General features: G+C 38.2%; 21 protein-coding genes, 1 riboswitch and 1 other annotated feature. Of the genes, 12 read left to right on the forward strand and 9 right to left on the reverse strand.

All coding sequences use genetic code 11. The features are described from left to right. Nucleotides 1-17 precede the first annotated feature (17 nt). From V2145_RS00450 to V2145_RS00460, 3 genes are read right to left on the reverse strand one after another with little or no spacing between them, the layout of a single operon-like run. Nucleotides 18-821 (reverse strand): ABC transporter permease, encoded by an 804-nt coding sequence (locus V2145_RS00450; protein ID WP_094911956.1) that lies wholly within the window; start codon nucleotides 819-821, stop codon nucleotides 18-20. After that, a complete protein-coding gene (locus V2145_RS00455; protein WP_131888430.1) occupies nucleotides 799-1578 on the reverse strand; it encodes an ABC transporter ATP-binding protein in 780 nt (259 codons plus the stop codon). Before V2145_RS00455 ends, V2145_RS00450 begins: the two co-directional genes overlap by 23 nt. Before the next feature lie 2 nt (nucleotides 1579-1580). Beyond that, on the reverse strand, nucleotides 1581-2579 hold the full coding sequence (locus tag V2145_RS00460; RefSeq protein WP_131888429.1) for an ABC transporter substrate-binding protein: 999 nt from the start codon (nucleotides 2577-2579) through the stop codon (nucleotides 1581-1583). A 174-nt stretch (nucleotides 2580-2753) separates the two neighbouring features. Between V2145_RS00460 and V2145_RS00465 the strand changes: the two genes are divergently transcribed. Further along, on the forward strand, nucleotides 2754-3536 hold the full coding sequence (locus tag V2145_RS00465; protein ID WP_131888428.1) for an alpha/beta hydrolase family protein: 783 nt from the start codon (nucleotides 2754-2756) through the stop codon (nucleotides 3534-3536). A 61-nt stretch (nucleotides 3537-3597) separates the two neighbouring features. Beyond that, nucleotides 3598-3840 carry a DUF2584 domain-containing protein gene (locus V2145_RS00470; RefSeq protein WP_094911953.1) on the forward strand — a complete coding sequence of 81 codons (243 nt, stop codon included), beginning with the start codon at nucleotides 3598-3600 and terminating at the stop codon, nucleotides 3838-3840. Between the two features lie 29 nt (nucleotides 3841-3869). Here V2145_RS00470 and pckA read toward each other — a convergent pair whose 3' ends face one another. Then, nucleotides 3870-5462: a phosphoenolpyruvate carboxykinase (ATP) gene (gene pckA / locus V2145_RS00475; RefSeq protein ID WP_131888427.1), complete on the reverse strand. Its 1593-nt coding sequence runs from the start codon at nucleotides 5460-5462 to the stop codon at nucleotides 3870-3872. 274 nt (nucleotides 5463-5736) lie between these two features. Beyond that, nucleotides 5737-5854, forward strand: a riboswitch (SAM riboswitch). A gap of 134 nt (nucleotides 5855-5988) precedes the next feature. Here pckA and metK point away from each other — a divergent pair. Then, a complete protein-coding gene (gene metK, locus V2145_RS00480; RefSeq protein ID WP_094911951.1) occupies nucleotides 5989-7191 on the forward strand; it encodes a methionine adenosyltransferase in 1203 nt (400 codons plus the stop codon). A gap of 36 nt (nucleotides 7192-7227) precedes the next feature. On the opposite strand, the gene V2145_RS00485 is transcribed toward metK, so the two are convergent. From V2145_RS00485 to V2145_RS00495, 3 genes are all read right to left on the reverse strand, one after another. Then, the gene (locus V2145_RS00485) at nucleotides 7228-8376 is read right to left on the reverse strand and encodes a glycosyltransferase family 4 protein (protein WP_311856325.1); all 1149 of its coding nucleotides are present in this window, start codon (nucleotides 8374-8376) and stop codon (nucleotides 7228-7230) included. 20 nt (nucleotides 8377-8396) lie between these two features. Then, nucleotides 8397-8927, reverse strand: coding sequence for a phosphatase PAP2 family protein (locus V2145_RS00490; RefSeq protein WP_210609289.1), 531 nt, complete (start codon nucleotides 8925-8927; stop codon nucleotides 8397-8399). A 237-nt stretch (nucleotides 8928-9164) separates the two neighbouring features. Next, entirely contained in the window at nucleotides 9165-9686 is a 522-nt protein-coding gene (locus V2145_RS00495) for a gamma carbonic anhydrase (protein WP_330987245.1), read from the reverse strand. Between the two features lie 104 nt (nucleotides 9687-9790). Here V2145_RS00495 and V2145_RS00500 point away from each other — a divergent pair, with 104 nt between their 5' ends. Both V2145_RS00500 and V2145_RS00505 read left to right on the forward strand, forming a co-directional pair. Continuing rightward, nucleotides 9791-10567 (forward strand): alpha/beta fold hydrolase, encoded by a 777-nt coding sequence (locus V2145_RS00500; protein WP_094911947.1) that lies wholly within the window; start codon nucleotides 9791-9793, stop codon nucleotides 10565-10567. A 31-nt stretch (nucleotides 10568-10598) separates the two neighbouring features. Then, entirely contained in the window at nucleotides 10599-11657 is a 1059-nt protein-coding gene (locus V2145_RS00505; RefSeq protein ID WP_311856333.1) for a tetraprenyl-beta-curcumene synthase family protein, read from the forward strand. Nucleotides 11658-11679: 22 nt separating this feature from the next. Here the strand turns inward: V2145_RS00505 and V2145_RS00510 are convergent, their stop codons facing one another. Both V2145_RS00510 and V2145_RS00515 read right to left on the reverse strand, forming a co-directional pair. Next, nucleotides 11680-12252, reverse strand: a complete 573-nt coding sequence (locus tag V2145_RS00510; RefSeq protein ID WP_210609297.1) for a tRNA (mnm(5)s(2)U34)-methyltransferase — start codon at nucleotides 12250-12252, stop codon at nucleotides 11680-11682. Further along, nucleotides 12249-13211 carry a TIGR01212 family radical SAM protein gene (locus V2145_RS00515; RefSeq protein WP_094911944.1) on the reverse strand — a complete coding sequence of 321 codons (963 nt, stop codon included), beginning with the start codon at nucleotides 13209-13211 and terminating at the stop codon, nucleotides 12249-12251. The genes V2145_RS00510 and V2145_RS00515 overlap by 4 nt, the downstream gene beginning before the upstream one ends. Before the next feature lie 194 nt (nucleotides 13212-13405). Here V2145_RS00515 and V2145_RS00520 point away from each other — a divergent pair, with 194 nt between their 5' ends. The 7 genes from V2145_RS00520 to V2145_RS00550 all read left to right on the forward strand — a co-directional run bounded on the left by V2145_RS00520 (nucleotide 13406) and on the right by V2145_RS00550 (nucleotide 20564). Beyond that, nucleotides 13406-13669, forward strand: a complete 264-nt coding sequence (locus V2145_RS00520; RefSeq protein ID WP_094911943.1) for a YtzC family protein — start codon at nucleotides 13406-13408, stop codon at nucleotides 13667-13669. Nucleotides 13670-13682: 13 nt separating this feature from the next. After that, a complete protein-coding gene (locus tag V2145_RS00525) occupies nucleotides 13683-13838 on the forward strand; it encodes a glycogen biosynthesis protein GlgD (protein WP_094911942.1) in 156 nt (51 codons plus the stop codon). A gap of 169 nt (nucleotides 13839-14007) precedes the next feature. Beyond that, nucleotides 14008-15204, forward strand: coding sequence for an MDR family MFS transporter (locus tag V2145_RS00530; RefSeq protein WP_330987246.1), 1197 nt, complete (start codon nucleotides 14008-14010; stop codon nucleotides 15202-15204). A gap of 160 nt (nucleotides 15205-15364) precedes the next feature. Next, nucleotides 15365-16687, forward strand: a complete 1323-nt coding sequence (locus V2145_RS00535; RefSeq protein ID WP_311856336.1) for a GntP family permease — start codon at nucleotides 15365-15367, stop codon at nucleotides 16685-16687. 191 nt (nucleotides 16688-16878) lie between these two features. Further along, nucleotides 16879-17100 (forward strand) — a binding site (T-box leader). 64 nt (nucleotides 17101-17164) lie between these two features. Beyond that, nucleotides 17165-19579 (forward strand): leucine--tRNA ligase, encoded by a 2415-nt coding sequence (gene leuS, locus V2145_RS00540; RefSeq protein ID WP_330987247.1) that lies wholly within the window; start codon nucleotides 17165-17167, stop codon nucleotides 19577-19579. Between the two features lie 122 nt (nucleotides 19580-19701). Beyond that, a complete protein-coding gene (locus V2145_RS00545; RefSeq protein ID WP_311856339.1) occupies nucleotides 19702-20013 on the forward strand; it encodes a rhodanese-like domain-containing protein in 312 nt (103 codons plus the stop codon). A gap of 371 nt (nucleotides 20014-20384) precedes the next feature. Then, entirely contained in the window at nucleotides 20385-20564 is a 180-nt protein-coding gene (locus tag V2145_RS00550; RefSeq protein WP_094911937.1) for a sporulation protein Cse60, read from the forward strand. Nucleotides 20565-20566: the final 2 nt, after the last annotated feature.

Raw genomic sequence — 20566 nt, forward strand, 5'->3', positions numbered from 1 at the left:
ACAGGGCTTTATTAGTATCAATGGCGTGTTAGTCGTTTCTCTAAATAGGAAATCCCTTGGTACATTCCAGTTGCAAATACAGCAATAAGCAACAAGCTTAAAATAACGAGAGTAAAATTGAACACTTGGAAACCATAAATGATCATATATCCAAGCCCTTTAGATGACACAAGAAACTCTCCAACAATTACACCTACCCATGATAAACCAACATTCACTTTAAAAGTTGAAATAATTGCTGGCATTGTAGAAGGTAATATCGCTTGTTTAAAACAATCATGCTTAGTAGCACCAAAGCTTTGTAGTAATTTCACATAGTTTGGGTCCACTTCCTTAAAAGCTGTGTAGACAACAATAGCAGTGATGATAACGGAAATGATTGCGCCCATTGTTAAAATGGAAAAGAAACCAGGTCCAATGGCTACAATCAAAATCGGTCCTAGAGCTACCTTTGGCATAGCATTTAAGATAACTAAATAGGGATCCAAAATCTTTGCTAAACGATTGGAGTACCATAGCAAAGTTGCTAAAATGATACCACACAGCGTTCCGATAATAAATCCAAGCACAGTTTCAAACAAGGTAAAACCAATGTGTTCTAATAATGAACCGTCTCCTATTTTCTCAATAAATAAATTCCATACTCGGAGTGGAGAACTGAAAATAAGAGGATCAATCCATTTGAATGAAGAAGCTAGTTGCCATATTCCGAAAAAAGATAAGAAAATAAATAATTGAACTAAACGAATGATTCGCTTTTCGCTATTTACTGCGGCTTTGTATTGTTGGTGTAAAACATCAGGATTGTGAGGCTGATTCAAGTTGATCTAACTCCTTCCAAATCTCCATGAACAAGTCGTTATACACAGAGTGTTGTCTAGCTTCAAAAGGAGACAGTGTCTGAAGAATTGGTGGTACAGTAAAAATTCGAGCAATTCTTCCTGGGTTGGCTGAAAATAAAACGATTCGATTACTCATCGCAATGGCTTCTCCAATATCATGCGTAACAAGTACCGCCGTTTTTTCATAGGTCATGAGCGTTTTTGATACAAGCTCTTCTAACTTTAACTTTGTTTGAAAATCAAGAGCTGAAAATGGTTCATCTAAAAGTAGAATGCTCGGATTCGTAGCGAGTGTTCTCACAAGTGCTACACGTTGACGCATTCCTCCAGATAATTGATGTGGAAAAAAATCAGAAACGCCTTTTAATCCCATTTCTTCTAGAAGCATTAATGCTCGCTGCTCATGCTCTTTTGTGAGATTACGCTGAATTGTGAGTCCAAGAAGTATATTGTCTTTTATCGTCTTCCAAGGAAACAGGTAATCTTGTTGAAGCATATAACCAACTTCTGCAGTAGGCTCTTGAACAAGTTTGTTTTTAATGTTCACTTCACCTGAAGTTGGTTTAATTAACCCAGCCAAGATAGAAAGAAGTGTCGTTTTTCCACATCCGCTAGGCCCTAGAAAAGAAACAAATTCTCCTTCTTTAATTGACAGGTTGATGTTTTCTAAAGCTGTGGTGGCTGATTTGATTGTGACATATACGTGGTGGACGTTTGTAATTTGCAGGCCTGACATGGTTACTGCTCCATGACATCAGTTGCAATTTTGGTGTTGACTAATGTTTTATGCTCAATACGTTTAGGGAGTTCACCAGCTTCATCCATAATACGCTGAAGGTTTTCCCATTCTTCTTTATCTAACACTGGATTGGTAGCAAATGAATTTTGGGCTTTATATCTCTCAACAACGATTTCAATTGTATCGGTTGATGTGTCTTCAAAATAAGGAGCAATTGCTTCAGCAACTTCTTTTGCACTATGCGTATTAACCCACTGCTGTGCATTATAGATGGCTCTTGTGAATTTTTCAGCTGTTTCTGGATTGTCTTGCAAAAAGCTGTTTTTTGACATGAACGTGGTATAAGGAACTTTTCCTGATTCTTCACCAAAAGAAGCTACGATGTAGCCTTTTCCTTCTTTTTCGAAAATGCTAGCCGTTGGCTCAAATAACTGGACATAGTCGCCAGTTCCGGATGCAAAGGCACTTGAAACGTTAGCGAAATCAATGTTTTGAATAAGTGTTAAATCGTTTTTAGGATCAATATTATGTTCCTTTAAGACGTACTCTCCAACCATTTGTGGCATGCCGCCCTTACGCTGTCCTAGGAATGTTTTTCCTTTTAACTGGTCCCATGAAAAGTTATCAACTTTTTCACGTGCTACTAGAAACGTCCCATCCGTTTGCGTGAGTTGCGCAAAGTTAATAATGGGATCATCAGAACCTTGTGCAGCTACATAGATTGAGGTTTCTGAGCCAACTAATGCAACATCTATGCCATCTGATAAAAGAGAAGTCATTGTTTTGTCTCCGCCCCACGTAGTTTTTAATTCTACATTTAATCCTTCTTTTTCAAAAAAACCTTTTGATATAGCTACATATTGGGGAGCATAAAAGATGGATCTTGTTACCTCTCCTACGCGTACAGTTTCAATTGAACCTTGTTTACCACAGCCAATTAAAGTGAAAGTTAAAATAAAAACAGTAATGATGGACAGCAGCCATTTTAGTTTTCGCATGGTATTTCCTCCTAACGTTAAAATAAGGTTGTAAATCAATTATGATGAAACATATTTATAGGCCAATACATGGAATAGGACTGATAGCGTGACTTTTTCTACAATAATGTATGATAATGGATAAAATAGTGTGAATGCCTGGTTAAAAACGATTGAATGATAAGGAGGATTTTTATGAAGGACGGAACTATTATTAGTCAATATCCTTTCCCATCTCCCAATCCACGCATTTCTTTGTCAATCGTGACGTATATGTGTCAAGGTTTAAAGATTAAGGGGATGTTAGCGGAGCCAAAAGAAGAAGGTACCTATGATGGTTTTTTATATTTAAGAGGAGGTATAAAGAATATAGGCACTGTGAGGCCAGGGAGGCTAATCCAATTCGCATCTCAAGGGTTCATTGTTATGGCTCCATTTTATCGAGGGAATCAGGGAGGAGAAGGTAACGAAGATTTTGGTGGAGATGATCGGTATGATGCTTTTGCTGCCTATGACTTGCTTGTCAGTCACCCTCGAGTTCATCAAAATCGAATTCATGTATTTGGTTTTTCACGAGGAGGCGTAATGGCTTTATTTACTGCCATTGAAAAAAGTGCAGCATGTTCACTTGTTTTATGGGGAGGCGTAACGGATATGGTTCTTACCTATGAAGAGCGAACAGATTTAAGACGTATGATGAAAAGGGTTATTGGTGGAACACCTTCAAAATATCCAGACAGGTATGAATGGCGTTCACCGCTAGCTCACGCACATAATCTGAATGTACCGGTATTGTTAATACATGGAAAAGAAGATGCAAACGTTTCAATTGAGCATGCATATCAATTAGAGAAAATGTTGAAGGAACATAGAAAGCCTGTAGAAAGCTGGTACTTTGATGAATTTCCTCATGCATTTCCTCCTAAGCAAAATCGAGAGACAGTCAAGAATTTAACTGAATGGATGAAAACAAAATAAAAGATATGCCAGCATAGAAAAACCATTGTACAATAGAGGAAAAGAAAGGGAGGTAAGAAGAATGGGAATGCCACTAGAATTAAATACGATGATTGTTACAAAAGGAAATGAGAAGCGAGTAGTAGATAATGTATTTCAAATTGAAAAGAAAGGCTACCGCTTATATCCTCTTGAGGTTCCGCTTAGTATTCATAAAACAAAGAATGGTGAACGCGTCGGTACGGGCGTTATTAAAAAGCTTGAGTTAGAGCAAAATAAAACCGTTGTTACATATGAGCTAATAAAGTTACACTCTACAAATTAAAAAAAGCCGGAATTAATTCCGGCTTTTCGTTATTTTGAAATGATAGGACCACCCATTTGTGAAATTTCTGGAGCTACGTTTGCAAAGCGCTCAAAGTTTTTTGTAAACTTTTGTGCTAGCTGGCGAGCTTTTTCCTCATATAAGTTTGCATTCTTCCATGCCTTTACTGGTTGAAGTACTTCATCAGGAACACCAGGAACATGTGCAGGAATTTCAAGTCCGAAGATTGGGTCTTGAACCGTATCTACGCTAATAAGTTCGCCTTCTAGCGCTGCTTGAACCATCGCACGTGTATAAACAAGCTTCATTCGCTCTCCAACTCCGTATTCTCCGCCGGTCCATCCCGTATTCACCAAATAAACATTTACATTATGCTCATCAATTTTCTTACCTAACATTTCAGCATAAGCTGTAGGTGGAAGAGGCAAGAATGGCTCACCAAAACAAGTAGAGAACGTCGCTTGTGGCGCAGTAATTCCACGTTCTGTTCCGGCAAGTTTACTTGTATAGCCACTTAAGAAATGATACATTGCTTGTTCTTTTGTTAGTTTACTAATTGGAGGTAAAACCCCAAATGCATCTGCCGTTAAGAAAACAATTGCCGTAGGGTGTCCTGCAACACTTGGTAAGATTGTGTTATCAATTGCTTGAATTGGGTAAGCAGCACGAGTGTTTTCTGTTAAACTATTATCATTGTAATCTGCAACTCTAGTATTTGAGTTAATCACTACATTTTCTAAAACTGTCCCAAATCGAATGGCATTAAAAATCTGAGGCTCTTTTTCTTTTGATAGCTGTATACATTTAGCATAGCAACCACCTTCAATGTTAAATACGCCTGTACTAGACCAACCATGCTCATCGTCACCAATTAGCCTTCTTGTAGCATCAGCTGATAGCGTTGTTTTGCCGGTGCCAGATAGTCCGAAGAATAGCGCAACATCGCCTTCCTTACCAACGTTAGCCGAGCAGTGCATAGGAAGTATATCTTTTTGAGGAAGTAAAAAATTCATCACAGAGAAAATAGATTTTTTCATTTCACCTGCATATTCTGTTCCACCAATTAAAACAACTCTTCGCTCAAATGAAATAATAATAAATGTTTCAGAATTTGTCCCATCAATGTCTGGAACAGCTTTAAAAGTAGGAGCAGATACAATTGAGAATGATTCAGCATCATTTTTTAGCTTTGTGTCTTCTGGACGAATAAATAATTGATGAGCAAATAAATTATGCCATGCGTATTCATTTACCACTTGGATTGGAAGCTGATATTTATCATCGGCGCCGGCATATCCATTAAATACAAATAGTTCGTTTTGTTCCTTTAAATGTTCTAATACTTTCTTATAAAGTGCGTCAAATCGTTCAGATGAAAAAGGTTGATTAACATCTCCCCATTCAACAGTATGAGAGGTTAAGGAATCGCTTACAATGAATTTATCGTGTGGGGAACGCCCCGTATATTTTCCTGTTTCAACTTGAATAGCACCCGTAGAAGTCAATACGCCTTCTTGTCGCTCTAAAATCTTTTCGACTAATTGAGAAACAGATAGTTGGTGATTCACTTTTTCAGATTCCAGGAGATTGGCTAATTCAATAGACATATTAACAGTACTCATGTGCACTACCTTCCTTTTTTTAAAATGATGTTTAAATGTACAATTAGTATAACACATTACTTTAAATAGTCTATACTATTCGAGTAAAAATGTTCAAATGTTGCGAAAAGTTTTTTGTTTTAGAGAACACAAATCGTTTTTATGAAATGGTCTTATTAATTGAAGATTTATGTAAATAATAGGAAAGGTAAATGCAACCTTTGCATGATTTTCATAGGAATGTTATTGACATAATAGAGCATTTTCCTGTATGATATGTCCTTGAACGGATACTCTCTTATCCCGAGCTGGTGGAGGGACAGGCCCTATGAAACCCAGCAACCATCACCCATTTCAATAGAGGTGATAAGGTGCTAACCTGATGCAAGGGAATAAACCTTGATCGATAAGAGTGAAAGGCTTATGCAGAACTTGATACCTTTCCTCGATACAAGGAAAGGTTTTTTATATTGAAAAAATGTAAATGGAACACAATAAGGGAATGAGTACCGTATCACAATGTATCGTATTTAAAGGAGGAAAACTGATGTCAACACAACGTCGTCTGTTTACGTCAGAATCTGTTACAGAGGGACATCCAGATAAAATTTGTGACCAAATTTCTGACTCAATTCTTGATGCTATTTTAGCTGAGGATCCAAATGCTCGTGTTGCTTGTGAAACAAGCGTAACAACTGGTTTAGTATTAGTAAGTGGTGAAATCACAACATCTACTTATGTAGATATTCAAAAAACAGTACGCGACACAATTAAAGAAATTGGTTATACGCGTGCAAAATATGGTTTTGATGCGGATACTTGTGGAGTAATCACAGCAATCGGTGAGCAATCTCCAGATATCGCTGCTGGTGTAGACCAAGCGTTAGAAGCTCGTGAAGGTTCAATGTCTGATGAAGAAATTGAAGCAATTGGAGCTGGTGACCAAGGTTTAATGTTTGGTTACGCTTGTAATGAAACAAAAGAATTAATGCCGTTACCAATTTCTTTAGCTCATAAGTTAGCACGTCGCTTAACAGAAGTGCGTAAAGAAGAAATCTTACCTTACCTTCGTCCGGATGGTAAAACGCAAGTAACGGTTGAATATGATGAGAATAATCAACCAGTTCGTGTTGATACAATTGTTATCTCTACTCAACATCATCCAGAAGTAACGTTAGAGCAAATTCAACGTAACTTAAAAGAATATGTAATTAATCCGGTTGTTCCACAAGAATTAATTGATGAGAACACGAAGTACTTCATTAACCCAACAGGACGTTTTGTAATTGGTGGTCCTCAAGGTGATGCAGGCTTAACGGGTCGTAAAATTATCGTTGATACTTACGGTGGATACGCTCGTCACGGCGGTGGCGCATTCTCTGGTAAAGATGCAACAAAAGTTGACCGCTCAGCAGCATATGCAGCACGTTACGTTGCGAAAAACATTGTAGCTGCAGGATTAGCTGATCGTTGTGAGGTTCAACTTGCATATGCAATTGGTGTAGCACAACCAGTTTCAATCTCTATTGATACATTTGGAACAGGTAAAGTAACGGAAGAAGTACTAGTTGAAGTAGTACGAAACAACTTTGATCTTCGTCCAGCTGGTATCATTAAAATGCTTGATTTAAGACGCCCAATTTATAAGCAAACAGCAGCATATGGTCACTTTGGCCGTACTGATGTTGAGCTTCCTTGGGAGTTCACTGATAAAGCAGAAACTTTAAAAGCAGAAGCTTTAGCGAAATAATGAAAAGTCGCTGCCTCAAAAGAGGCAGCGACTTTTTTATTGCACAAATTCTAACCCATGGGTGGATTTAGTCGCGACTGCTTCGTAGCGAAGCAGTAATTGGTCAAATACAGAATCCCACGATTGCGTAAGAGCATAACGACGAGCAGCATCTCCGAACCTTAAGCGAAGCTGGGGAGATTCTAATAAAGTGCAGATGGATTCAATAAACTCTTCAAGTGAATTAGGGGTACAGAGGTAGCCATTTTTCTTATTGCTAACAATATGTTTTACCCCTCCTGCATTAGCAGCAATAACAGGCGTCCCACAGGATAATGCTTCTAATACAACATTACCAAAGGTTTCCGTTTCAGAAGGGAATATGAATAAATCAGAAGCTGCGTATAGTTTAGCTAAATGCTTATGTTCTAAGAAGTCAATGAACGTAATGGAATCACATGCTTCTTGCTCTAGTGCTTCTTTGCTAGGTCCATCTCCAACGATAAGCCATTGTACTTGGTGACGTAGATGATTAGGAAGTAAACGTGATAGCTTTAATAAAAATGCTACGTTTTTTTCAGGAGATAAACGTCCAACGTATGTTAGAATATAAGGTCTTTTTATATTATATTTTATGCGGATATCAAATTTATCATAGTAGGGATGAAATAAATGATGATCGACTCCTCGAGACCAGATAGATACATCTTTAAAGCCTTGATTTAAGAGCTGCTTTTTTGTTTCAAGAGAAGGAACAAAGATTTCTTCAAACGGTTCATAAAACCATTTCATGTATCTCCACAGAAGAGGAGATAGGTGTCCCAACTTGTAGCTTGGAAGATAGTGCTCAAAATCAGTGTGATGAGAACCGACTAAAGGAATGCTAAGTTTTTTAGCTACGTGAATACCACTCAGACCCATTGAAAAAGGAGTAGCAACATGCATAATAGTAGGATTGAACTCTCTTATCTTCTTTTTTATTTTTACAATATTAGGTAAAGCAAACCGACATTGTGGATAAAGAAAAAATGGTATACTTAATGAATGATTAATGGGTAATGGACTAAATGTGCGAGATGATGATTCAGGTGCAAAAATCTCATAGTCAATTCGTTGACGAGATAAGTAATAAGTAAAGCGCTCTAATGTCTTTGCGACTCCGTTAATTTCAGGAGAAAACGTATCTGATATCAATGCAATCCTCATCCTACCACCTCCACTTTGATTTAGTAGAATAACTGTAGACCAATAATTCCAGAAAATACACCTAACAGCATGCCCACAAATACGTCAGTAGGATAGTGAAGCCCTAAATAAATCCGCGACACGCCTACTAAAAAAGCAAGTGGAAATAAAAAGAAAATCGAAATAGGTACAGCAATCATAATGGGTGCTAGAAATGAAAAAATGGCTGTTGTATGCCCGGATGGAAATGAGTGATCTTGTAAGGGATTATCCAATACTTTTGTTTCTTTTAATTGAAGGTAAGGGCGTTTTCTTGGATAAATTTTCTTTGTAATCGCTACAGGAATGTGGCTGATTGCTAGAGATAAAGCGCATGCGTAAGCAAGTGATAAAGATGCGCGATCAATGAATAACATCAGGAGTAGTGCCAGGCTAATCATTGAAGTTGCCCCACCGATATGGGTAATCGTGCGAAAAAAAGTGTTAAGGGGCTTGAAATCGAAATATTTATTTACGACTTGAAACAAGTGACACTCCCAATCATAAACTTGACGAATTAGTTTTGTTCGCATATAGCAACCTCCTTTAAGCCCATTATGTTCATAGATAAAGTCATTGGTGACGATGAAACGTTAAAAAAGTATATGTTTTCGTTTTTTAACGAATGTGTAGTCGCTATATTATATTGTAAGGAATGTTTGTAGAGCCAGTGCTAATCTTATGTAAAGAATGTGTGGATTTATTTAGTGCATACTAAGTAAGGTCGCTGTACAAAAAACAAGCAGTGGAGTTGACCACTGCTTGTTTCATTACTTGTTAATCGGAGTAAGTGATTTATAATATTGTCCTTTTTCAACATACTGCGTGCGAATTCTGTTCATATCTTTTATATCTTCATCCGTTAATTCACGGACAACTTTAGCAGGGCGGCCTAGTGCAAGTGTATGAGGAGGGATTTTTTTTCCGGGTGGTACCAAGCTACCAGCTCCGATAAATGCACCTTCTCCAACTTCTGCTCCATCCAAGATAATCGAGCCCATTCCAATCAGTGCGTTTTTGCGGATGAGTGCGCTATGTAAAATAACTTGATGACCGACTGTTACGTCATCTTCAATGATGAGCGGCAAATTAGGGCTTTGGTGAAGAGTAGATTGTTCTTGGATATTAACACGCTTTCCAATAATAGTTGGTGACACATCACCACGAATAACAGTATTAAACCAAATGCTACTTTCATCGCCAATCGTTACATCCCCTGTAATTGTTACGTAATCAGCGATATAGCAAGTGGGTGAAATAGATGGCGTTTTTCCTTTATAAGGATAAATCATGCGTTCATCTCCTTTATTAGTTGAAAAAAGAGTAATAATCTTCTAATGTAAGTGTACATAGTTTTTTTTTACAGGTAAATAGCAAATGAAAGGGAGTAACTCTAATGCGTAAGTGGGAAACAGAAAATCCAAAAGGTGTGGTAGTCATTGTTCACGGCGCAGCTGAGCATCAAGGACGGTACCGCTGGCTAGTCGAAATGTGGCGTTCAGTCGGTATGAACGTTGTGATGGGTGACCTTCCTGGACAAGGTCTAACAACAAGAAGAAGAGGACACATCTTATCATTTGACGAGTACGTACATGAAATTGAGAATTGGGTAAAAGAAGCACAAGCTTATGATTTACCTATTTTTCTATTAGGACATAGCATGGGTGGGCTTGCTGTTATTCGAACACTTCAGTTGAAGAACTTACCAATATGGGGAGCAATCTTATCATCACCATGTCTAGGTCTAAAAGAACAAGTTCCAGCTTATTTAGACGTCTTGTCTAAAGGATTAAATAAAGTAATGCCAACGAAATTATTTGACTTAGGCTTGACTGTAGAAAAAGCAACAAGAAATCCAGAAGTAAGAGACGAAGATCAGAATGATTCATTGTATGTGACAAAAGTTTCGGTTCGGTGGTATCGCGAACTTGTAGAAGCGATTAATATGGCGTTTCGTGATATTGAAAAAATGCCTGATGTTCCACTTCTTGTTATGCAAGCTGGAGAAGATAAAATTATTGAAAAATTAATTGTAAAGCAGTGGTTTGACGAAGTAGATTTAAGCGAAAAAATCTATAAAGAATGGCCTCAGCTTTATCATGAAATCTTTAATGAACCTGAACGAGATTATGTTTTCACATATGCAAATAGCTTTGTTAACCTTCATATTTAATAAAGCTTGAAACAACGGAGGTGGGGAACCTGTGAAGATACCGTCTCATCCCTTGTCTTTAATGGGGAAAATTTATCGAGGCATCATGCCAACTGTACATAAAGAATTGAAGCAGTGGCGTTTAAAAGCAGAGAAAATACCAAATATAGAGCTTAGAACGCAGGCTTTAGATAGCATTAATACCAAAACCTTTCACTGTGAAGGAGGAGGTATACTAGCAATTTTGGCAAAAGACCAAATGGAGGCCTGCATTCGATTTATCGTTGCGTATCAGACCATTAGCGACTATTTAGACAATTTGTGTGATCGCAGCAATTCGCTCGATCCCAAAGATTTTGCTGCGCTCCATGAGTCCATGCCAGATGCTTTAACACCTGGTGCACCATTAAAAGACTATTACCGTTATCGAGATGATAAAGATGACGGCGGATATCTTAATGCGCTCGTTCTTACATGTCAACAGACGTTGGCTAAAGCAGTGAACTATGCTATCGTAGCACCTTATTTAATTGAGCTAGCTACGTACTACTGTGACTTACAGATACATAAACATGTACGAATAGAAGAACGTGTACCTAGGCTCGAGAAATGGTTTTCAGAGCATAAGGAAGCATTACCACAGATGTCATGGTATGAATTTTCTGCATGTTCAGGGTCGACACTTGGAATCTTTTGTTTAGCTGCTTATAGTTTTACAAAAGGTTTTACATTGCAACATGCAGAGCAAGTACGTAATGGATACTTTCCTTATATTCAAGGGTTGCATATCTTGTTAGACTATTTAATTGATCAAGAGGAAGATGTGGTAGGAGGAGATTTAAACTTTTGCTTTTATTATCCTCATCATCAAGATATGATGAATCGATTTCTACACTTTGTTACAAAGTCCGGTGAGCATGCTAAAAACTTACCAGATGCTCATTTTCATCGCTTTATTTATCAAGGTTTACTAGGTGTTTATTTATCAGATCAAAAAGTTCGAAGCCAAAAGAAAGTAGCTCGAAGTGCTAAAAGGCTTATAAAAGCAGGCGGGTCTTTGAGTTATTTTTTCTATGTTAACGGTCGATTATATCGAATGTTAAAAAGATAAGCTTTTGCCAGATGGCAAAAGCTTATCTTTTTTCAATTGCCACAATAAATGGCGGGTTATTTTGCTGGTTGATGAATTGATAGCGTAAAACGTGAACGAGCTGTTGGTCAAGATTTGACACATAATGGAGTACATCATCACGCTCTAGCTGTCCTTGTTCATGCCCATGATAAATAACAAGTACAATCAGTCCCTCAGGTGCCAATAGCTCAATAAGCTGTTCAATGGCTTGGATAGTAGACGTCGAGAGAGTAACAATTTCTTTATTTCCACCAGGTAGGTAACCGAGGTTGAAGATTGCTCCTGTTAGCTTACCATGTAGATAAGGTGGAATATGCTTTTTTAAATGACTATGGCTATCTTTTATAAGTGTAACTTGTTGTTCAATACCTTGTTTAACCAATCGTTCAAATGTATTGTGAATTGCTTCATCTTGGATATCAAATCCGTATACATGTCCATTTGCGCCCACTAATTTCGCTAGGAATGACGTATCATGACCGTTTCCAACAGTCGCATCAATGACTGTATCACCTTCGTTAACAGCGCTTGTTAATAGTGTACGGGCAAAGGGAAGAATGCGTTCAATTTTCATAATGTTGAAACACCCTTTGAAAAGAATTTTCCTTGATAGCTACTTCGACGTTTGAGCTCTTGGTCAATTGTGTTCAATACATTCCATTTATCCACGCTCCACATCGGTCCAATCATTAAATCAATTGGGCCATCTCCTGTAATGCGATGAACAATCATTTCTGGTGGTAGCATCTCAAGCTGATCGCAAACAAGGCTGATATAATCATCAAATGATAAAAATTCGAGCAGACCTTTTTCGTACTGCTTCACCATTGGTGTGCCTTTTAATAAATGCAAAAGGTGGATTTTAATACCTTGGACATCCATTTGTGCTACTTCCTTTACAGTTTCCATCATCATATCTTGAGTTTCAAGAGGAAGGCCGTTAATAATATGAGTGCAAACGCGAATCCCATGCTTTCGCAGTTTGTTCACACCCTCTAAGTAACACGCATGGTCATGTGCGCGATTAATTAATGCAGAAGTACTTTCATGGATTGTTTGAAGCCCCAGTTCTACCCATAAATACGTACGTTCGTTAAGTTCTGCTAAATACTCAACTACGTCATCTGGTAAGCAATCTGGGCGGGTAGCAATCGATAATCCGACAACTCCTGGTAATGCTAAAACTTCTTCATATTTTTGACGTAGTTCTTCTACTGGTGCATGTGTGTTTGTAAATGCTTGAAAGTAAGCGATGTACTTTCCGTCTTTCCACTTGTGATGCATCTTTTCTTTTATCTTGTTAAATTGTGTAGTTAAGCTTTCAGCTCGGTTTCCAGCAAAATCTCCAGATCCCGCAGCGCTACAGAAAGTACAGCCGCCGTGTGCGACACTTCCGTCTCGATTTGGACAGTCAAATCCTCCGTCTAACGCCACTTTAAATACTTTATGACCAAAATGCTGCCTTAAATGGTAATTCCATGTGTGATAACGTTTATCTTCCGCTTTATATGGAAATGGGTTCACTTGACTCAAGTTAATACCCTCCTTTATCTATCTACGGTACGTGCCCTAAATACAACATCAAATTGTATCAGAAAAAAAGGAAAGTTCCAAAGGCAATTTGAAATTCTATATTTTACAAATGATTTTTTCTAGAGATATGTCGTAAATTTGCCCAAAGATGAGCAAAATACATCTGAAACTAAAGAGTGTGGAGGGAGATACCCATGGCAACACGTCAATCAGTAGATAAGCTTCTTCAACAATGTGAAGATGCGCTCCAATATGCGCAAAGTCAATTGTCTGAAGGAATGAAACAGGAACATTACAACGATACAGAATATACAAAGGCACAGCTTGGTCTTGAAAATGCCTATAAAGAACTTGAAGAGCTTGCTCATAGCGCAAATGATCAACAACGTGAACAGCTTTATCGTATGCGCCTTCAAATTCAGCAGATCCAAAACCGAATGATTTTAACTGAACATTAAGGGGGAAACAGTGATGGCTACTCGTTCAAACCAGAATAATCCGGAACAAAAAACAAAAAATGGAATCAACAATAACGATATTGAAGCAGGTAAAGATTTTGATCCTGTAAAAGAATTAAAAGCTCGTAATAGCAAGCGTGCACAGCCTGATAAATCAAAAACAAAGTAAGGTAAAAAGAGCGCGAAAGTATTTGCTTTCGCGCTCTTTTTCAATAGAAAGTTAATTGAAAACATTTTTAATTGACTTTCTATATGCTAACTCATTGCGAAATGCAGTAGAAAGGACTAGAATGTACGTTGGCTTTAAAAGTTCTCAACAATTGAAAGGAGAAATAGATATGCCAAAGTCATTATGGTTTTTAATCATTGGAATGTTAGTGAATGTTACAGGCGCTTCGTTTTTATGGCCTTTAAACACAATTTATATACATGATCATCTTGGTAAATCATTATCGGTAGCAGGCTTTGTTTTAATGCTAAATGCTGGTGCTAGCGTAATCGGTAATCTTATTGGAGGTACTTTATTTGATAAGATAGGTGGATATAAATCCATTTTGTCCGGTATTATTATTACTTTGATAGCATTAGTCGGGTTAGTTTTTTTTCACGATTGGCCTACATACGTGGTACTACTTGTGATCGTTGGTTTCGGCTCTGGAATTGTATTTCCATCTATGTACGCAATGGCTGGGACAGTTTGGCCAGAAGGGGGACGTAAATCTTTTAATGCTATTTATGTAGCTCAAAATGCCGGGGTAGCCATTGGTGCAGCTCTTGGCGGAATTGTAGCTTCTTATTCATTCACCTATATCTTTTTAGCAAACACGTTACTGTACGTGGTTTTTTTATTGATTGCATTTTTTACGTACAAGAACATTTCAGTTACAGGTTCAGCTCAAACGAATGTATTGCAAGAGGCTAAAGGGATTAAAAATCACTATAAGCTGATTGCTCTATTAACGTTATGTGTGGGCTATTTGCTGTGCTGGATGGCATATGTACAGTGGCAAACAACAATTGCTACTCATACATTAGAGCTTAACATCCCACTCTCTCAATACAGCATGCTTTGGACAATAAACGGCATTTTAATCGTTGCAGGACAACCGTTTATTGTACCAGTTGTACAAAAGTTTGCAAAAACGTTAAAAGTACAAATTATGATTGGGACGGCAATCTTTATTGCATCTTTTGTCATTGTTCTACAAGCCACGACTTTTGTAGACTTTTTAGTTGCAATGGTTGTTTTAACAATTGGAGAAATGTTTGTTTGGCCAGCAGTACCTGCGGTAGCAAACGAATTGGCGCCAAAAGGTAGAGAAGGATTTTACCAAGGTATTGTAAACAGTACGGCTACAGGAGGAAGAATGATTGGTCCTGTTTTCGGTGGAATGATGGTAGATCATTTTGATGTTTCTATACTTGTGTATAGCTTAATTGCTTTTCTGTCCTTAACATTTTTCACAACATGGTTTTATGATGTGAGAATTAGAGAAAAGTCTACAAAACGTTATCAAGTAACGGTTTCAAAATAAATAAAAATCTAAAAAGCGGTGCTATATAGCATCGTTTTTTTGTTCTATAAAACCTGGCATGTCTCAATGGTTTGTCTAATAAGATAGTAGAAGTCAACAGAGAGGAGGTTATTCTTCACTTAATTGTAAACGCTTTCTAAAGTAAAAGGGGGAAGAAAACGTGCTTAGTATGATCGGATTAATTGGTGGTTTAGTCTTACTTATTGTGCTTACGATGAGAGGGATGAACCTATTAATTGCAGGACCTTTAAGTGCTTTGCTAGTAGCTTTAACCAGTGGAATGCCTCTGTTTCCACAGCTTGTTAAAGAAGGTGAAATAAACTTTGTTGGTAACTATATGTCCGGATTTACAGGTTTCGTGACATCTTGGTATCTAATGTTCTTACTTGGAGCAATCTTTGGAAAAGTGATGGAAGACAGTGGTGCAGCTGATAGTGTTTCAAAATGGATTGTAGAAAAGCTCGGTATGAAAAGGGCTGTATTAGCCATTGTTTTAGCCTGTGCTGTATTAACTTATGGCGGAGTCAGCTTGTTTGTCGTAGCTTTTTCTGTGTATCCTATGGCGGTAAGTTTGTTTAAGCAAGCTAACCTTCCACGACGTTTTATTCCAGCTGCTCTTGCTTTTGGTTCTGTTACGTTTACAATGACTTCAGCTGGGTCACCTGAAATTCAAAACTGGATTCCAATTGATTATTTGAATACATCACCTTATGCAGGTTGGGAAGTAAGTTTAATTGTGGCTGTATTAATGGCAGTGTTTGGCTATTGGTGGTTGAAGAAAATTATTACAAAAGCAGTGCAAAACGGTGAGCACTTCGTTGAGAGAGAGGCGGACCCAAGAACGGATAAAGGAAGAGAGTTACCTCATCCATTGCTTAGTTTAATTCCTTTAGTTGTCGTTCTTGTTTGTTCATTTGTATTCCATAATTCATTGATGCAATCAGCTCTTATCATTGCTTTATTAAGTGGGATTATCGCTACGTATGTATTAAACCGGCGTTACTTTAAAGACTTCTGGGGAGCGCTATCTGAAGGGACGCTGGGTGCTTTGATTGCAATTGGAAATACGGCAGCTGTTGTTGGATTTGGCGGAGTAGCCAAAGCAGCTCCTGCTTTTAACGTCGCTGTTGAGGCAATGACTAGTATTCCGGGCAGTCCATTAATTGGAGGCGCCATTGCAGTAAGCGTTATTGCAGGGATGACCGGATCAGCATCCGGTGGCCAAGCGATTGCCTTACCTCTATTAGCACCACACTATATGGATGCCGGTGTTAATCCTGAAGCACTTCATCGGGTTGTGGCCATTTCATCTGGGGTATTGGACTCACTTCCTCATAATGGATATGTTGTAACAACAATTAACGCCATTTGCGGTGAAACGCATAAGGATGCCTATGGATCCGTTGCAGCTATGACTGTGGTTGTTCCCCTCGTAGGGTTAGCGGTAGCTATTGCTCTCTTTACATTTGGAGTAGGTATTTAAAGAGTAAGAGGTTCAGCACATGGACATTTTAGCTGTTTATGTGCTGAATGTTTGGATATTTCTTAAAAAAGTGGGCATTATGTATGTTTTTAAGAGATTTGTTTATAAATAAGAAGAGAAACTTTGATAAAATGGTGTGAACAACTTGCAGTTTAATCACATATTATTTACAATACAAGGTAGTTACTATATGAAAAGCATTGAGAAGGAATAGTAGTGGGCGATACGAGCAAAGAGAGTTGACGGTTGGTGGGAGTCAACAAACGACCGTTCATGAACTCACCTTTGAGCTGTAAATGTGAACAAAGTAGCATTTATCGTCATCCGCGTTAAGGAAAATGAGTGAGTACATACATAATTTGTGCTAATGTGGGTGGTACCGCGGGAAGTTTATTCAACCTCTCGTCCCTTTCTTAAGGGATGAGGGGTTTTTTATAGTTCTAACACCATTGTCTTAAAATAGAAGGAGGAGTATTCATGGCCTTTAACCATAAGCAAATTGAGAAGAAGTGGCAACAGGTTTGGGAAGAAAATCATACATTTAAAACGACTGAAGATAAAGGAAAGCGTAAATTTTATGCGCTAGATATGTTTCCATATCCATCTGGAGCTGGCCTACATGTAGGGCATCCAGAAGGGTATACAGCAACAGATATTTTATCTCGTATGAAGCGTATGCAAGGATATAACGTACTTCATCCAATGGGATGGGATGCATTTGGGTTACCAGCAGAGCAGTATGCGTTAGATACAGGAAATGACCCAGCGCAATTCACAGAGCAAAATATTAACAACTTCCGTCGCCAAATCAAATCTCTAGGTTTCTCATATGACTGGGAGCGTGAAATCAATACAACAGATCCAAGCTACTATAAGTGGACGCAGTGGATTTTCTTAAAGTTATACGAAAAGGGATTAGCGTATATTGATGAGGTTGCGGTAAACTGGTGTCCAGCTCTTGGGACGGTATTAGCGAACGAAGAAGTTATTGATGGTAAAAGTGAGCGTGGGGGTCACCCAGTAGAACGACGTCCAATGAAGCAGTGGATGTTAAAAATTACTGCTTATGCAGATCGATTACTGGAAGATTTGGAAGAATTAGATTGGCCAGAGAGCATTAAAGAAATGCAGCGTAATTGGATTGGTCGTTCTGAAGGGGCACATGTTCACTTCACAATTGATGGACATGATGAAACGTTTACTGTGTTTACTACGCGCCCAGATACTCTTTTTGGCGCGACGTATGCCGTATTAGCACCAGAGCATCCATTTGTGGATAAAATTACAACAGCTGAGCAAAAAGCAGCAGTAGGTGCCTATATTGAGAAGATTAAAAGTAAAAGTGACTTAGAACGTACAGATTTAGCAAAAGATAAAACAGGTGTATTTACAGGAGCTTATGCGGTTAACCCAGTAAATGGCGAAAAAATGCCAATCTGGATTGCAGATTACGTATTAATGAGCTACGGAACAGGTGCAATTATGGCAGTTCCAGCTCACGATGAGCGTGACTATGAGTTTGCTGTTAAGTTTGAGCTTCCAATTAAGGAAGTTGTAGCAGGAGGAGACGTTTCGAAAGAAGCGTATATAGGAGATGGCGAGCACGTTAACTCTGACTTCTTAAACGGCTTAAATAAAGAAGAAGCAATTGAAAATATGATTGCTTGGTTAGAAACAAACAAAAAAGGTGAAAAACAGGTTACGTATCGATTACGCGACTGGTTATTTAGCCGTCAGCGTTATTGGGGAGAACCAATTCCAGTAATTCATTGGGAAGACGGTACAACAACACCTGTTCCAGAAAGCGAGCTGCCACTAGTACTTCCAAAAACAACGGAAATTAAGCCTTCGGGTACAGGGGAATCACCATTAGCAAACATTGATGAATTTGTAAACGTAGTAGACCCAGAAACAGGTAAAAAAGGCCGTCGTGAAACAAATACAATGCCACAATGGGCTGGAAGCTGCTGGTACTACTTACGCTACATTGATCCAAAAAATGAAGATGCATTGGCTGATGCAGAAAAATTAAAAGAATGGTTACCGGTTGATATTTACATCGGTGGTGCAGAGCATGCCGTTCTTCACTTATTATATGCTCGCTTCTGGCACAAGTTTTTATATGATATTGGAGTAGTACCGACAAAAGAGCCGTTCCAAAAGTTATTTAACCAAGGAATGATTCTTGGTGAGAACAATGAAAAAATGAGTAAATCAAAAGGTAACGTTGTGAACCCGGATGAGATTGTTGAAAGTCATGGTGCAGATACACTTCGTCTATATGAAATGTTCATGGGACCTTTAGATGCTTCCATTGCTTGGTCAACAAAAGGTTTAGATGGAGCAAGACGCTTCATCGATCGCGTATGGCGTTTGTTAATGGATGACAACTGTGAACTAAGTGATAAAGTGAAAGAAAGCGATGATAAAACATTAGAGCGCGTATACCACCAAACGGTGAAAAAGGTAACGGAAGATTATGAAGGGCTTCGTTTTAATACAGCTATTTCACAATTAATGGTGTTTATCAACGATGCATATAAAGTTGATGTTCTTCCAAAACAATACGTGGAAGGCATTGTGAAGTTACTTGCACCGATTTGTCCACACGTTACAGAAGAGCTGTGGAATAAACTTGGTCATGAAGAAACAATCTCATATGAGGCTTGGCCTGCTTTTGATGAAGCAAAATTAGTAGATGATGAAGTTGAAATTGTTGTTCAAGTGAACGGTAAAGTACGTGCAAAGCTAAACGTTCCAGCCGAAGCATCACGCGAACAGCTTCAAGATATCGCAATGGCAAATGAAAGCGTGCAAGAGCAAATTGAAGGCAAGACTGTCAGAAAAGTGATTGCTGTGCCAGGTAAATTAGTAAACATTGTAGCAAACTAAGAACTAATAATAGAGGTCTGAGGCAAGAGCCTCAGGCTTTTTTTATGTAAGTAGAATTTCATTTATCACTTTTGTTACAATAATAGCAGAGGCACGAATACATAATGAGAGGGTTGAAAAAGATGGAACAAGTAAAAGAAATTACAACAGAAGAGCTAAAGAAGCGTTTGGAACAAAATGAAGAACTTGAGCTAGTAGACGTTCGCGAAGATGAAGAAGTAGAAGAAGGTATTATTCCAGGGGCAAGACATATTCGCATGAATGATATTCCTTCACATATTGATGCTTTTGATAAAGAAAAAGAATATATCTTTATCTGTCGCTCAGGTCGCCGTAGTGAGAACGTATGTTATTACTTACAAGAGCAAGGATACAAAGTGCGCAACATGGTTGGCGGTATGCTTGAATGGGAAGGCGAGATAATTAAAAAGTAAATGAACCAAGCCGAGGCACAATCGTTTCAGCGAATGAGATACTCGAACTATCGAAAGGTAATGACTTTTGATAGCTTGGGTATCTTTTTGTCATTCTCAAAACCAGCTGGAAAATTAGTGGAAGAAACGCAACTTCTGTGGAAACTGAAGGAAAGGCTGATACCTTATAATCCGATGGAGTAAAATGGTTATTTGAATTTTAATATTTTAGTGGAGGTATCATTTATCTTCTAGCAAGAATTAGTTGGATTTGTTCCACACTCTTTTTAATTCAACGTATAAATTTTATAAGAATGTCTATAGTGATTGATACATATGTTAATAGAAGTGTCCAAGCAGTGATAATCATGGGATGAAAGTGGTGTCGCGGTGTGGTTCAAGTAAAAGTATTTGATAAAGAGCATGAAAAAGATCTAGAAGTAGCTCTAAATCGCTTTTTGAAAAAATTTGATGATGACGATATTGTAGACATTAAGTATCAGGTCACAGTAGATGTGGATCGAGATGAACAGGTATACTGTTTTTCAGCAATGGTCATATATAAAGCCTAGCG

Source organism: Priestia sp. GS2 (assembly GCF_036409025.1).
Lineage (GTDB): Bacteria > Bacillota > Bacilli > Bacillales > Bacillaceae_H > Priestia > Priestia aryabhattai_A.